The organism is Paenibacillus sp. Marseille-Q4541 (assembly GCF_018310695.1).
Taxonomy (GTDB): domain Bacteria; phylum Bacillota; class Bacilli; order Paenibacillales; family Paenibacillaceae; genus Paenibacillus.
The window spans coordinates 37,614-53,408 of sequence record NZ_JAGXCY010000030.1 but is presented as its reverse complement, the minus strand read 5'-3'; the positions used below and the strand labels follow the sequence as shown (position 1 = coordinate 53,408).

9 protein-coding genes are annotated in these 15,795 nt (G+C 41.2%); 1 reads left to right on the top strand and 8 read right to left on the bottom strand.

Annotation, left to right across the window (positions count from 1 at the left end):
• The 3 genes from KFT32_RS21795 to KFT32_RS21785 form a co-directional block, all read right to left on the bottom strand.
• Positions 1-677, bottom strand: a 677-nt coding sequence (locus KFT32_RS21795; RefSeq protein WP_211749579.1) for a class I SAM-dependent methyltransferase, incomplete at its 3' end; no start/stop codon positions are given.
• On the bottom strand, positions 674-1,897 hold the full coding sequence (locus KFT32_RS21790; protein WP_211749578.1) for an ABC transporter ATP-binding protein: 1,224 nt from the start codon (positions 1,895-1,897) through the stop codon (positions 674-676). The genes KFT32_RS21790 and KFT32_RS21795, both read right to left, overlap by 4 nt.
• 13 nt (positions 1,898-1,910) lie before the next feature.
• A complete protein-coding gene (locus tag KFT32_RS21785; protein ID WP_211749577.1) occupies positions 1,911-3,281 on the bottom strand; it encodes an ABC transporter permease in 1,371 nt (456 codons plus the stop codon).
• A gap of 141 nt (positions 3,282-3,422) precedes the next feature.
• Between KFT32_RS21785 and KFT32_RS21780 the strand changes: the two genes are divergently transcribed.
• Positions 3,423-5,891: an O-antigen ligase family protein gene (locus KFT32_RS21780; protein ID WP_211749576.1), complete on the top strand. Its 2,469-nt coding sequence runs from the start codon at positions 3,423-3,425 to the stop codon at positions 5,889-5,891.
• An 82-nt stretch (positions 5,892-5,973) separates the two neighbouring features.
• Here the strand turns inward: KFT32_RS21780 and KFT32_RS21775 are convergent, their stop codons facing one another.
• The 5 genes from KFT32_RS21775 to uvrA all read right to left on the bottom strand — a co-directional run bounded on the left by KFT32_RS21775 (position 5,974) and on the right by uvrA (position 15,354).
• A complete protein-coding gene (locus tag KFT32_RS21775; RefSeq protein WP_211749575.1) occupies positions 5,974-8,487 on the bottom strand; it encodes a U32 family peptidase in 2,514 nt (837 codons plus the stop codon).
• A gap of 246 nt (positions 8,488-8,733) precedes the next feature.
• Complete coding sequence (locus tag KFT32_RS21770) at positions 8,734-10,641, bottom strand: stalk domain-containing protein (RefSeq protein WP_211749574.1); 1,908 nt, start codon at positions 10,639-10,641, stop codon at positions 8,734-8,736.
• Positions 10,642-10,713: 72 nt separating this feature from the next.
• Entirely contained in the window at positions 10,714-11,889 is a 1,176-nt protein-coding gene (locus tag KFT32_RS21765; RefSeq protein ID WP_481856361.1) for a S1C family serine protease, read from the bottom strand.
• Positions 11,890-12,056: 167 nt separating this feature from the next.
• On the bottom strand, positions 12,057-12,263 hold the full coding sequence (locus KFT32_RS21760; RefSeq protein ID WP_211749573.1) for a hypothetical protein: 207 nt from the start codon (positions 12,261-12,263) through the stop codon (positions 12,057-12,059).
• A 217-nt stretch (positions 12,264-12,480) separates the two neighbouring features.
• Positions 12,481-15,354 (bottom strand): excinuclease ABC subunit UvrA, encoded by a 2,874-nt coding sequence (uvrA, locus tag KFT32_RS21755; protein WP_211749572.1) that lies wholly within the window; start codon positions 15,352-15,354, stop codon positions 12,481-12,483.
• Positions 15,355-15,795: the final 441 nt, after the last annotated feature.

Sequence of the window (15,795 nt, the reverse complement as noted above, 5' to 3'; positions counted from 1 at the left end):
CTATAAGATTCGGCAGTATAATCTTTCTCGTATAGATAATTATTATAAAACTGATCTATCTTCTCTCTATAAGTTATTAATTGGGGTATTCTAGCTGCAAAAAAATGGATACCCATCATTGTTTCCCAAATATTTAAATCACCATGATTTAATTTACGGAACTTAACATCTAAAGAATTCATTACGTCTTCCAGTTCCTGTTCTTCAGGTAAACCATTTTCAAAGTGTTCTTCCAGCCATCTGAAGTTGTGACCAAATAAAATTTTGAATATTGAGTTGACTCTTTGTTCCGACTCACTAACTCGTTTCGATTTAAATGGAGCTGTTATTATGAAGAAGTTTGAACTTACTCTATTAATCTCAGATATGAATGACTTCCTCTTCGAAGCAGGAATATGTTCATATACATCAAGAGCGACTACTACATCAAAGCTCTTGTCAGGAAATTCCATTTTTGTAGCATCACCCAGAAAATAATTTGGGTTAGAAAGCAATCTTTCAGGGAGTTCTACATCTAAATACTTTATGTCATCATTTGGTAAAAATTTTTCTAAATTCTGATGCTCGTTCGCACCAACCTCTAATATTTTCAAGCAGCTTGTTCCATCCCTCATGCTTTGAATAGCATCAGCAACATTTTTATAACGCTGATATTGATCAAATAATAAATCATTCATTTTACCACATCCCATTTATGATCAATATATACAAAACCTTCCGATATATATTTGTTAGATATTTGGAAAGTCACAATATTCTCCTTATAATGTAGACAAACTATTCCTTCATTATTGAAAAGACCGACATCAACACAAAACGCCCCCCCTAATAAAGGAACCTTCGGGATTTTATATTTAATTTTATGAGCTCCCATATTATTGGGTATCTGAACCTTTTCAAGGAATGTATTCGGACCAAACACATACTCTCTATTTGGTGTATATATAGCTACTCCTATTAACAAGTCCTCTATAAACGGTTTGTAAACATCATAGTCTATCTCTACTTCTATTGAATCGAACGTTCTTATTTTCTCCTTACTTATTTTCACATTGTTTATATAAGCTAATATATCTGGGTTCTCAGGCATATTAAAATCTTGTTTATCTTCAATACTTTCTTGAACAATTTCATCTTTATATTGTGAATACTTACTATCACCTGTACTATTTTTCATATAATCCTCATAGATATCTACAATCTCACTTGCTTCTCCCTCAGCTTCGATAACCCCGTCCTTAATCCAAATCGCTTTATTGCAGAAACGTTTTACTTGTTCCGTTGCATGAGAGACAAACAGAATAGTAGTTCCTTTGGACTTTAATTCTTTCATCTTTTCTATACATTTGGTTTGAAAACGAGTGTCTCCGACTGCTAATGCTTCATCTACAATTAATATATCAGGATCTACATTAATAGAGACAGCGAAGGCTAATCTCGCAAACATACCACTAGAATATAACTTTACAGGCTGTTCAATAAAATCACCGATATCAGCAAACTGAATAATGCTTTCAATCTTCGAGTCCATTTCTTTTCGATCTATCCCCATCATCAAGCCATTTAAATAGATATTCTCTCTCCCCGAATATTCAGGGTTAAATCCTGCTCCCAATTCCAGAATGGCAGAAACTTTACCATTCACTCTAATTTCTCCACTAGTAGGAGTAAGTACCCCGGTGATCATTTTTAGTAAGGTAGATTTACCAGAACCATTTTTTCCTAAGATTCCGAGTGCATCCCCTGCGTTGACAGAAAAACTAATACCTTTAAGTGCACTAAAATCAACATGATATTTTCTTTTAGATAAAGAGAATGTCTCCTTTAAGCGATCCTTGGGTTTATCATATAACTTGTAGGTTTTAACTATGTTTTTAATATCAATCATCGTCTGCATTCAACTCATCCTCCTATAATACATCCGAAAAGTGAGGTTTTAATTTTTTGAATATAACGATGCCTGCTGTCAAAATAAAAAGACAAAGTACCCAAAAATAAAGTGTTTGATAAGGATGCTCATAAAATAGAACTTTATCAATAAACGAATCTCTGTAACCTTGCACAATGTAGTACATTGGATTTAGTTTAAAAATAAATGCCCAGAAGTCAGAAAGCATACTCGTTGACCAACCGATCGGAGTAAACCAAAATCCCATCTGCAGTATGATAGCGATGATCTGATTAAGATCTTTGAAGAACAGCACTACTGCAGAAGTAAGAATAGTCAAGGAAAACAATAAAAAAACAAGACATACAATGTAATAAAACAATTGTAAGTTATATAAGTCAGGATAATATCCGTAAAAAGAGTAAACTACAAATATAAATCCTATAAAGAATAACTGTACAAAAAGCGCTGAAACAATCTTAACAGATGGTAATAGTTCGATTTTGAAAACTACTTTCTTTACTAAGTAGCTGTATTCAGACAGTACATTAGTAGCCCCTGAGAACGCGTCAGAAAAAAAGAACCACGGAATAATCCCTGCGATAAACCACAGAATGAAAGGAACTTCAGCAACATCGCCGCTCCTTAAACCTACTTGAAATACAAACCAGTAAGTTGCTATCGTTAATAGTGGATGTATAAACCCCCAAATAACCCCCAGATACGAAGATGCATATTTTGTTTTAAAATCATTACGCGCTAAATTTAAAATCCACTTTCTATTTTTGAAAACTTCACGAATATAGAAAATAGTCTCTTTTGAATACCGAGCTGAATATGTGGTTATACCTCCCAGTAATAAACTCAAAATAATATAAAATAGCAAGGTTATTATATTTATTCCATCCATAGAAGCTGTAATATACGATCCGATATTAACTATTAAGTAAGGATCTCCATTATCCGCAACATATTCATTTACCTCATTACCTTGACTCTTTATCTTAAGGTCATTAAAACTAACAAAAGAGCTAGACTCAGTAATAAACACTTCTTTATTGGATTTTAATGCCAATCTTTTAATTTGAATATTTGCTTTCTTATCACCAGTATCTAGCCTAATCGCCATAGTATCATTCGGAATATGGAATTCTATAGATTTCCAACCATCTACAACTTCATAATTCTCCTTAAAAGAATTATCTTCTTTCCACTCCGGTTTATCTGCATCATTACTATAAAAGAGCTGATATTCGCCAGATACATCAGACTTAACTTGGAAATGCACTATTAATTTTAAATTTGACTGATCATATACTTGTAAAATCCCAAAAAATAAACAAGTAGAGATGATGGCAATAACGGTAAGTGCTATCTTTTTGTATAAATGCATGTGCTTCTCCTTGATAGTTCAATATCTAAAATCTAAAGTTATTAATTTATTTATTCTATATTAAAGAAAATGTTTAACATTCATTTTTATACGTATTATGCTAAAATAATGTCGTATCTACTAGAAAAGGAGAATTCTACCTTGTCGAATCCAGTATACGGCAACACTACCAAATCAACCAATAGTAGTAAGCCGAAAAAACAACGATCTATGCTTGAATGGCTCCTTGTTGGAGGCCTTGTTTTGTTCCTGATCTGGGCTCCGTTCCAGATTGCCTTGTTTAACGGTCAGATGTTGAATTTTGAAAAGCCGCTCTATTGGGCTGTCCTAATCTCATCCCTGCTCATGTTCCTATGGATAGCGAACTATTACAGAGAGATTAAGCTAGAAACGCAGAGAGATTGGCTGCTTGTGGCTGTCCTACTGTTACCTCTTACTTATGTACTTTCTCTCATCTCTGCAGCGTCGGAATATCTAGCAATGAATATGGTATTGATCCAATGCATCTATGCGGTCATATTTGCCATTGCAGTGTTTATTCTCCAAAACAAACAAATTAATCATATCATACATTTGGGAATTTTGGGGATTTCGTATGTTATTGTCGGATTTGGTCTACTGAACTGGCTAGGAGCGTCCCATTTGGCCGCAAATCTTGTCGGCTGGTTTACAGGAGCTGTTCAGAATGGGATCTACGTAGATGCCGTGATGGTCGATTCCAACGGACCGCGGCTTACATCGGTATTTCAGTACGCGAATACATATGCAGCTTTTCTTATGGCTCTGCTATTTGCATCCATCTTTAGTTTGGTGAAATCAAAAAAATGGATTGGCCAGTTAACACACGGCTTCATGCTTGTTCCCATTATTATCTCGTTACTGCTCACGTTATCGAGAACAGGACTTGTCCTGCTACCCGTTGTTTTTGTCGTACTTCTACTCTTTTTAAAACCAGCGAAGCAGATTCTATGGATTATATACTGTCTTATTGCTGGAGGAGCTACGATTGCCGTTCTTAATCCAATTACGACGATAGGTCTACAGCTACATGAACAATATTCTGCCTCCGCAGCTTTAGACGGTTGGATCTACCTTTTAGTTGCATCGATCATTACAGCGGTCCTTGCATGGAGCATCCAAAAGTATCTGGCACCTCGCCTGACAAATGGGGTACAGCGCTGGGCAGACCGGAAGTATTCGAACCTTTGGATTCCAGTAGGTTCCTCTGTTATTGCAGGAATTATGGGAGGATTACTTTTAGGTACTGGACTCAAAAGCATTTTACCGCAAAGCATTCAAATTAGACTTGAGAACATTAACTTTAATCAGCACAGTGTGCTAGAGCGTTTTACTTTTTATAAAGATGCAATGAAACTACTCGGTGATTACCCGATCGTTGGTGCGGGTGGGGGAGCTTGGGCTTCGTTATATGAAACGTATCAGAACAACCCATACACGAGCCGTCAAGCACATAACTTTTTCATGCAATATCTTGTAGAAGTCGGTATTATTGGTTTCATTATTTTTATGAGCTTTATGATTTTCATTATTTATAAGTATGTTAAAGGATATATCCGATCCTCTGAAGAGAATAGAGAGTCCCATTTTCTATATTTCATTATTACTTTCTCGATTCTTACGCACAGTATTTTAGACTTTAATATGAGTTATGTATTCATGGGGATTCTCGTATTCCTAGGTTTTGGAGGAATGGCTGCGGTTATGGATAACAAACCTGTGAAAAAACTTCGTTTTACAGGAAATGGTTCACGTTATGCTTACCTTGGTGTTGTAGGAGTCCTGTCTATTATCGTATTGTTTACCTCTGTACGTTATTTGCAGTCCAGCTATGCTGCGGTAGAAGCACAGCAAGTTGCACAGAACAGCCAATCTTTTGAAGAAATTAAAACAGCACTAGATAAAGATTTATCCACACGCAAAACACATCCTGATTCGTTGTTACTTATGGCAGAAATTTATCAACAAGTTTATGTCCAAACTCAGGATGAACAATTTTATAACGAAGGAATGGCTTGGCTTGAACGAGGACTTGCGGCTGAACCCTTTAACAAAAAGATGCTGAGGCAGCAGATTTCCCTCTATCAGGCCAAAGGAGAGAATGAAAAAGCTTTTGCCATTCAAAACGAGCGGGCCAAAAACTTCAACTGGGATATTACCTGGTATGAGACACTAATTAGTCAGGCTCACGATATTGGCTATCAGGCACTCGGAAATCAAGACAATGAGAAAAAAGAAGAGTACTTCAAAGCAGGTCTTGCTGCTTATGAACATGTAAAAGAAGGAATTGAACATCTTAAGACATTACCAGAAGGACAGCTGCAAGGGCGAGCTTTTGAAATTACTCCTTCCATTGCGCTGAGTGCAGGTAAAATTGAATTTATGCAAAATCAACCTGCTGAAGCTGCAGCTACACTGAAGCAAGGACTTAAGGAAGATATGAATGACCCAACAAATCAAGAGATCGCTAGATGGTATCTCGCTTCCTTGAAAAAGACGGGCCAAACAGACGAACAGATCATGAATCAGCTCGTTGCTGTTCAGCCCGAAGCACAACAACAAGTAGAACAATTGGCTAATGTTAATTTCTAAGAAAAATAGATGTTTGTATCAAAATAAAAGAGGGGGATCACAGTCAATAAAAGACTGTGATCCCCCTTTTTTCATAACCTATTTATTTTACAAGCTGACCACGAGTTACACCCAGCTGATTCGTTGCTTTCAACGTCTTCCATACCTGCGTTCCGCTAATCTCTCCGCGCAGTGCACGGTTATACAGATCAATCACTTCGCGCACTTGTTCTGGAGTTTCTTCCAGGAACTCTACGCGGTAGCGGGATACCCCCAGATCCATAAAGTTGGTCAGGTATTCCGCGCCGGATTGCTCAATCGCATTGTATACCGTGTTACGGCAGCCTTCATCTACACGAACTGGATGGGACATACCAATACGGTCTTGCAGGGATACGCTGTGATCTTCACAAGGACGGCCACAATTCGTATAATCCGTTCCTTCGCTCAGGAACGTACAATATACGCAGTGTTCCGTATGGAACATCGGCAAATGCTGATGAATAACGACTTCCATTTTACCTGTCTGAGAACGCTCAAGCAGATCCACCATTTGCTGAATGTTCAGATCGTATGATGGTGTAACATAATCGCAGCCTGCCTCTACAAACAGTTCAACCGCTTTGTGGTTGGCAATGTTCAGAGAAAAGTCTCCAATAAGTTCTGGATGCTCAACGTCTGGGTTCTCCATCCGATGACGAAGGTAGAAGTACAGCGCACCTGTGTTGCGAACAAGCACGGCGTCAGGTTTCAGACGCAAGATGTTGTTATGGTACCCGTTCTCGCCTGGCATATGAATACGCGGTGTAGCGAGAGCGATTTTCTTGCCTGCCGCGTGGACCATCTCTACTGCTGCAGGGAACTGCTTAATGAACTCGAAATCGGCATAAATCATACCGATTCCCGCCTCAATCGCAGCTTCCACCTGCGGAAGGCTGCGGCAGAGCGCGGTCAGCTCGGCCTCGCCGCGCTTCACAGGCGCTGCAGGCACAGCTGCATCGCCGTAAACTTCGACCTCCCGTTTTACGTAAACAGGAGGTTTTGGACGCTCGCCCGCGAGCAACTCCACCGCACGGCGGCGGATGCTGTTCAGCTCGCGCATCGGAACGATGACGTCCCCATGAAGCTGGACGTCGAGTTCCTCCAGCTGGAACACCGTGCCTCCGAGGCGCCCAAATTGCTCTTCGAGCAATTCCCGATTCATCGGGCGCTTCTTGGCAATTTCCAGTTCCAGCTCAGAATCAACACGGACTGTCGTGCCTTTTTGCACATCAGTCCATGTTGTTTCAAGCACGCCCCCTGGGCGACCGACAACACTCACATGCACAGGGAAAACCCGATAAGGCTTCTCGGTGTCATAGCTTTGACGCAGACGTTTGTCGAGCGCTGGGTCATTTGTTTTCCAGATGCGATCACCTTCGTGCAAACGACGCAAGTCCACATCGCTGCGGCCAGGTACGATATCGATGATCCAGCCTTCGCCAGCTTCTCCCTCGATTTTCACCCCTTGACGGCGGATGTCGTATACACGACCTCCCTCTTCACGCTGAGTTGGGTCCCCTGCATCAAACACGATTCCATCTCCACGTTTCAGCGGAGCTTCAATCTTACATACGACGCCATCACGCAAAATCTTCTCCACGCGTCCAAGATACACCCCACGGCTTTTCGGGAACGTTCCATCCACCAACTTTTTGTTGTTAGTTCCTTCCAAGAAACCATGCGTAAATCCACGGGAAAAGCTTTGCTCGAGCTCACGAATTTCTTCCTTGCTTACCGGGTTCTGAATACCGTCAAAATAACCGTCAATCGCTTTGCGGTATTTACTTACGACGTTTGCCACATACTCCGGCGTTTTGAGACGTCCCTCGATTTTAAAGGAAGTTACACCTGCTTCAATCAGCTCAGGCATAATATCAATAGCAGCAAGATCCTTAGGAGATAGCAGATACGCTACGTCTCCCATCGGTTTTTGCTCCCCATCCACCATCAAATCGTACGGAAGACGGCAAGCCTGTGCACATTCCCCACGGTTTGCAGAACGTCCGCCCCACATTTCCGAAGTCAAGCATTGACCTGAGTAGGAAACACACAAAGCACCATGGACAAATACTTCCATCGGCAAACGAGCTTGCTCGCCAATTTTCTGAATCTGTTTCAGGTTATTTTCTCGTCCAAGCACAACGCGTTCAATATCAAAAGGTTTCGTGAACTCAACCGCTTCTGGTGAAGTAATCGTCATCTGTGTAGACCCATGAATCGGAAAGTCAGGAGAAATTTCGCGAATCATTTTCACAAGACCCAAATCCTGAACGATAACAGCATCAACCCCTGCTTCCACACAAGCGTCAACGAGTTCCTTCGCATCCTTAAGCTCATTCTCAAACACCAAAATATTAAATGTCAAAAATCCTTTTACTCCATAGCTATGCAAAAACGCCATGATTTCAGGTAGTTCTTCCATACGGAAGTTATTTGCTCTTGCCCGGGCATTAAATTTCTCAACACCAAAAAATATGGCATCCGCGCCATTGGCAACAGCCGAACGCATACAATCCCAATCACCGGCAGGAGCAAGCAGCTCCACATCTTCTCTTCTTAATGCTTTAATATCCATATATCCTCCTAAACCCATAAATCTCGGGTTGCAATATAAAACTGAAAACGATATTCGTCTATCTTCATACGATTAGTTTAGCCAATCTATGAAACAACTATAATAGTGTATCAAATCCACTCTCTTTCCTCTACCACTTCCTGAAAAAACCGAAAATAAAGATAAAGTTCCATTTCCACTAATGTATACACCAAAAAACCAGCAAGCCGATTTCTCAGCCCACTGGTAATACAAAACCCTATACCTCTATTCATTAAAAGAGAATGATTCCATTGCACGATCCAGTGCACTCTTTTGTACTTCTGTACGGTTTGCGTCATTAATAACACTCGTTATGGTGTATGTCACACCCTTATGTTCAAATACAATTTGTTTACCTTGATGCGGCACCCCATTCTCCACCTCATGATAGCTAAAGGAGGTCGCTGGTTGTCCGGCAAAGGTAATACTTTCTGTTCCTGCTAGTCGAAAATCCTTCCGACTTTTTGCTGCTTCCGCATAAGATTCCTTCAACTGACTAACTGCCATTTCTACCGAAATCTCTTCCTTCGTCTGAATAGAGAAATATCCACCCGTGAATTGATAGGATATTTTAGACTTCTCGTATTGATCTTGCAGCGGCGTCCAGAAACGAGGAATATCCAGTGAATATTCATATTTTTTTGATGTTCGCGTTACGGACTTGGACTTGTCGATCAGGTATGGGTCTTCACCAAGACTACCAAAATTTTCAGTAACGGTGTCAAAATCAATCTTTAGCGACTTCAAGATGGAATCAAAACGCTCCATCTCTTCTTTGGCTTTTTCAGGTACCGCATACTCTAAGTAATATCGATAACCATTTTCCTGAATCAGAACATTATATTCCGTTGTCCAGCCATCTCCAAAGTTGTATTCAAACTTGTTAATCTGCGCATCTTTCCCTGCCACTGTAGCTGTGTAGGAATCCATTTCATGAAATGCATCTGTAACAAAAACATCTTTCATCCATTGTGCCAGCTTGTCGCTCCAGTCCTTTACCGATGCCCCTTTGGGAGCAGAAGTTACCTGCAGAGACAGATGAGTTCCCTTCTTGCTCTCATACACCATGTTTTGATTGTCCTTATCCCACTCAGCAGGTACGGATAATCCAATGCCATAATCGAGGTTATAGGCTGTCGTCATCCCCTGTTCTACGGTAGATAAATCCTTGACGGAACGATCTGATGTGTTGAATGAAGTTTTAAACGAGTTAAGCAAGGGTGCATACTTCTGTAGATCTTTATAGTTTGTCGCTTCGTTATCGGAAAAATACACTTCATACAGACGTCCATCATTATAGTATTGTCTTACTTCCCAAAATACGCCGTCTGCATCCTTCGAAACAATCCGTGCATAAGGTGCCTTTGCACTCGGGTAAGCTTCCCTGTCCATGACGGTTTCACCCATATTAGTAGCTTCCTGGACTAGCTGTTGCAACATATCTTCTGCATCAAGCTTTACTTCCTGGGCATTCACAAGGATCTCAAGATAATACGCACCCTCTGCATCCATAAAGTTAGTATAATCTTCGCTATCTCCATAAGAACTGCCAACCACAAGTCCAGATGGATAATTCATGGACCACCCATAATAGCTATTGCCTATCTTCGTTTTTCCAACGTCTGAATCAATACCGTCTTCGCCTTCATTGTGCTCAGCTCCATCATTTCCTTTCATACGCACAACGAGCTCACCGCTTGCATTCTTCTGGATACTTGCTCCCAGACCTTTCGCCACGGGGCGAAGTGGAACCATCAGTACATCTTGCTTCATTTCAGGCACTGCGCTCATCTCTACTTTTTTTCCATCGATCCAGGCAATAGAACTTCCAATAGTTAAAGCAACCGTATGAGGACCATCCATAATCTTGACGACGTCATCACCGCTGAGCTTAATTTCACTGTTGAACGTCTTTTTAAAAACGCCAAGTGGTACCATCAAGGTTCCTTTCTGAATATAGGGCTTGTGTATATTTTGTTTCTCTCCGTTGATAGCAGCAACCGTACTTCCTACTTTCACTCGAAGTTCATCCGTATGATTTGCTGCGGCAAGCATAGGAAGTGCCCCACCAAAAACAAGAGTTCCCGTAAGTATAAAAGTGGTGATAATCCGTGCCGATCTATAATTTTTCAATCCGTTTCTCCCCATTCTTCCACTCCAAACATGGAATATAATTCAGAACTGTTTATTCAAGGCCATTGAAAATTACTCGCCCTCAATAGCAGACTCTTCCTCTTCGGAATATACTTCTGTCTCTCCTTGGGTCAGAACCACTTGTCTTGTAACAATATCTCCACCCGATTGCATCAACAACTTCACTTTTTGACCGGGTAAATAGTTTTTAAGCAATTCGTTAATGTCTACAACCGAGGTGACGCGTTTGCCAGCGATACTATAAAGTTCATCGCCTTCCTGTATTCCCGCTTTCTTTGCCTCTTTGCTAAGGACACTTGTGATCGTTAGCGGATCTTCCGTCGGAAGCCCAACAATAGCAGACCAGCTCTCCTCGAGTTCAAGCCCCAAGCTAGCACGCATAACCTCGCCATACGTAAAATAATGCTTAATTACATAATTGACCGTTTCAGCTGGTATAGAGAATCCCGTATTTTCCACACCCAAAGCTGCAAACTTCATCGAATTGATCCCTACTACTTCACCCTTCAGATTCACCAGTGGACCTCCACTGTTACCTGGATTAATCGCAGTGTCACTTTGTATAAGTCTATAAGAGGCATTTACTCCGCGATTAAGCCCGCTTACAACCCCAACTGTAGCCGAGTTCCGCAAGGAAAATGATACTGGCGTTCCAATTGCAATGACGGTCTCCCCAACACGAGTCTGCTCAGAAGAACTAGCTAGTTTTGCTACCTTCAGTGATTTAGCATTGATTTTAATAATCGCAATGTCACTTACCGGGTCACTGTAGCTTTCGACGATTTTATAAGATTTGCCGTCTGATGTGACCACAACTGCTTCAGTTAACCCATCAATCACGTGTGCATTCGTTACAATCCATCCGTTCGATCTAATGATAACCCCTGTCCCATGGGTTAGGTTATAACGGTCTGAACCCCCCGTTTCTTCGCCCCCTTCAGGACGACCTATAATGCCCACAACGGAAGGTGATACTTTTTCAACGACTTCCGGCACCTGATCTTTTGCTGTATATATGTACTTTCCTGTCTTGCTATCGTATTTCCCAGTACCTCCAAGTTTCGCAAGCACTTCTTTGGAATTAATATAGATTTGTCCATCCTTTTGTGTAACATCTAAAGATACGCTTGCTGCACTTATTTCCGGGGTGGAAATAAAGGTCGTTGCCAATAAACAAGTAGCTGCGGTCAAACCAGCATTTCTGAATATGGGTTTCAAATCATTCACCTATTCCTCTCTCAACATCATACTCACTTCTCTATCCATCCATGTTCTGTATGCTAGTAAATCTATTTTTCTATTAAATTACAATGGGGACAAAAGAAAGGACTAAAAAACACCTTCCTAGTTATTTAGCGGAAAGTGTTCTTAATAATAGTAATGCTTTAATCCTATTAACTAAGCCAGTTTTTGATCATGGCGTAATCTGTGATCAGGAATACAAGCAAACTAACGATAGCAAACCCAATCGCAAATAAGTTTTTCTTAGGCGCTTTTATCAAACGGACCACACCAATAAATATAACGATGGTAAACAAGATGACAAAAATATCAAAACCATTAAATTTCGTAGTTGCACCTGCAGCTTCTGCTAACAGCATAAATGTGCCTCCTCTAGGTCGATTATCGTACACCGTACAAGCGTTTACACCTCCCTATATGTTATCTTCATAATCAAGGTTACGCAAGCCTTTTCATCCAAAAAATTCAAAATAATCCAGTTCTGTTTCTTCTCCCCTCTTAACCTCTCTTCCAGCCAAACAAAAAAAGCTGGAAAGACCATAAGTCTCTCCAGCTTGGAAACGCTATACTTCAGCTTTAATCAACCAATGAAGTGTGGTGAAGTTCAAGTGTCTTGCTGCGATCCGTATCCCGTTCAAGTACTGGTTTCAGATATTTACCCGTATACGAATCCTTCACTTCAACGATTTGCTCAGGAGTACCTGTACCTAACAGTGTTCCTCCACCGCTTCCACCTTCAGGGCCCAAATCAATTACGTGGTCTACGGTCTTAATTACATCCAGATTATGCTCAATGACAAGGACTGTCTCTCCTGAATCCACAAGACGGTGCAGCACAGTCAGTAATCGGTCAATATCGTCCACATGTAATCCTGTCGTAGGTTCATCCAAAATATATATTGTTTTTCCAGTACTGCGTCGATAGAGCTCTGATGCAAGTTTCACGCGTTGTGCCTCGCCTCCGGACAAGGTTGTCGCTGGTTGTCCCAGTTTGACATAACCAAGACCCACATCCATAAGGGTTTGCATCTTGCGATGAATCTTCGGAATGTTCTGGAAAAACTCTGTTGCATCCTCGACTGTCATTTCAAGCACTTCAGAAATGTTCTTACTCTTGTACTTCACTTCCAGTGTCTCACGATTATATCGTTTTCCCTTACATACTTCACAAGGAACGTAGACATCTGGCAAGAAGTGCATTTCAATCTTGATAATTCCGTCCCCTCGGCAAGCTTCACAACGTCCACCTTTAATGTTAAAGCTGAACCGACCTTTTTTATATCCACGAAGTTTAGCTTCATTCGTCTGTGAAAAGAGGTCACGAATATCATCAAATACACCAGTATACGTTGCCGGATTAGAACGAGGTGTTCGTCCAATCGGGGACTGATCGATATCAATGACTTTATCCACATGTTCTAAACCGCGAATTTCTTTATGCTGTCCAGGACGTACCTTCGCCCTATTAAGATCACGGGCAAGTGTCTTGTACAAAATTTCGTTAACAAGCGTAGATTTCCCTGAACCGGATACACCTGTTACTGCAGTAAATACACCTAGCGGTATTTTTACGTTAATGTTCTTCAGGTTGTTTTCCTTCGCCCCTCGGATTTCTAGGAAACGATCGTCCGCTTTACGTCTCTCTGCCGGAACCGGAATGAACTTACGTCCACTCAAATAACTGCCTGTTAGAGAGTTAGGATCGTCCATTATTTCTTTTGGCGTTCCTTTTGACATGATTTGTCCACCATGAATCCCCGCTCCAGGCCCAATATCAATAATATAGTCTGCAGCCATCATTGTGTCTTCGTCATGCTCTACTACGATGAGCGTGTTCCCAAGATCACGCATATGCGCCAAAGTAGATATCAACCGGTCATTATCTCTTTGGTGCAAACCGATACTCGGCTCATCGAGAATGTATAATACGCCCATGAGGCTTGAACCGATCTGAGTAGCCAAACGAATCCGCTGCGCTTCCCCACCAGATAAAGTTCCAGCAGCACGGCTCATAGTAAGGTAATCAAGACCCACATTTACGAGGAAACCTAAACGGCTATTAATTTCTTTTAGAATTAGATTTGCGATGGACTGCTCTTTTTCGGACAAAGTCAGCGAGTTAAAGAAGTTCATTGCATCTCCAATTGAAAGATCAGTTACGTATGCCATGTTATGTTCGTTAATGGTCACGGCAAGGATTTCTTTCTTCAAACGATGACCTTTACATGTTCCACAAGGCTTTGCACTCATATATCCTTCAATAAATTCCCGAATTCCTTCCGAAGCAGTATCACAATAACGACGTTCCAGATTCGGAATAATTCCTTCAAAAGAAACGAAAGCATCTTTTCGTTGACCAAAGTCATTTTCGTAACGGAAGCGAATCTTCTCACCATTCGTACCCCGTAACAGCTTATTCATCTGATCTGCAGGAAGCTCACTTACCGGAACATCCATCGGTATCTTGTAATGCTCACATACAGAACGTAAGAACTGAGGGTAATACGTGGACGTTCCTCCTGCCCAAGCATCAAAGGCTCCGTTTTCAATTGTTTTACTTGGATCAGGGACGAGCAATTCAGGGTCAACAATCATTTTGACACCGAGTCCGTCACAATCTGGACAAGCACCAAACGGACTGTTAAACGAGAACATCCGCGGTGACAATTCTTCCATACTGAACCCGCAAATCGGACAAGCGAAATTCGAACTGAAACGAAGTTCTTCCTGACCAATAATATCTACCAGCAGCTGACCACCAGAGATTTTAAGCGCTGTTTCTATAGAATCTGCTAGCCGAGCTTGTACATCTTCTTTCACTACAATTCGGTCCACTACTACTTCAATGGTATGCTTCTTGTTCTTCTCTAGTTCAATCGATTCCGAGAGATCGCGCATTTCTCCATCGATTCTTACGCGGACAAAACCTTGTTTTGAAATATCCGCCAAAATATTTTTATGTTCACCTTTGCGACCAGAAATAACAGGTGCTAATATTTGAAGTCTCGTTTTTTCCGGGTAATTCATAATTCGGTCAACCATTTGTTCAACCGTCTGTGAAGTAATTTCGACTCCGTGATCCGGACAATGTGGGTGACCAATTCGTGCAAATAGAAGCCGCAAATAGTCGTAAATCTCTGTTACCGTACCCACAGTGGAACGCGGGTTCCGACTCGTGGTTTTTTGATCGATAGAAATAGCAGGAGATAAACCCTCAATGGAGTCTACATCCGGCTTTTCCATCTGTCCAAGGAATTGACGAGCATAAGCAGACAAGGACTCTACGTATCTGCGCTGACCTTCCGCGTAGATCGTATCAAAAGCAAGTGAAGATTTACCGGAGCCACTAAGCCCGGTTAATACTACAAATTTGTCACGCGGGATTGTGACATCTATATTTTTTAGATTATGCGCTCTAGCGCCTTTAATAATAATATTTTCGCTTGCCACACGCTCATCTCCTTAATGGGGCAAAACCCAAGGCAAAATAGTATTTTACTTTCTGAAACGTAACTTCACCCACTTAAATCCTCCCTGACAGGGAGGACCCCAGAGGGGCGTCCCTCTGGACACCCGAAATTGGCCGCCTGGGATAAGGTTGTGTTGTTAGGGTGCTGTTGTTGTGAATGAGGCGCATCTTCCGTAAATGTATCTCTCCGCTGAAATCGATACATTTACGGGATGCTTCTCAGATGCTGATTGCTGGACGATCTGCTCCCTCCAGCGGCGGAACATTGCCCTCTCGGCTCGTTCCTTTAAAAGACAAGTACAATCAAGCTTTCTTTTACAGAGCAGTCTATTACCCCTAGGCTCAGTCCTTATCTATATCATTTAAACAATATATTTATAAGTATAGCCTGTGAACTTTATTTTCAACGGAAATCAGTATAA

Coding starts and splice junctions, on each gene's coding strand:
- KFT32_RS21785 (WP_211749577.1), bottom strand. CDS start 3,281: ATGCATTTATACAAAAAGATAGCACTTACCGTTATTGCCATCATCTCT.
- KFT32_RS21790 (WP_211749578.1), bottom strand. CDS start 1,897: ATGCAGACGATGATTGATATTAAAAACATAGTTAAAACCTACAAGTTA.
- KFT32_RS21760 (WP_211749573.1), bottom strand. CDS start 12,263: ATGCTGTTAGCAGAAGCTGCAGGTGCAACTACGAAATTTAATGGTTTT.
- KFT32_RS21775 (WP_211749575.1), bottom strand. CDS start 8,487: ATGGATATTAAAGCATTAAGAAGAGAAGATGTGGAGCTGCTTGCTCCT.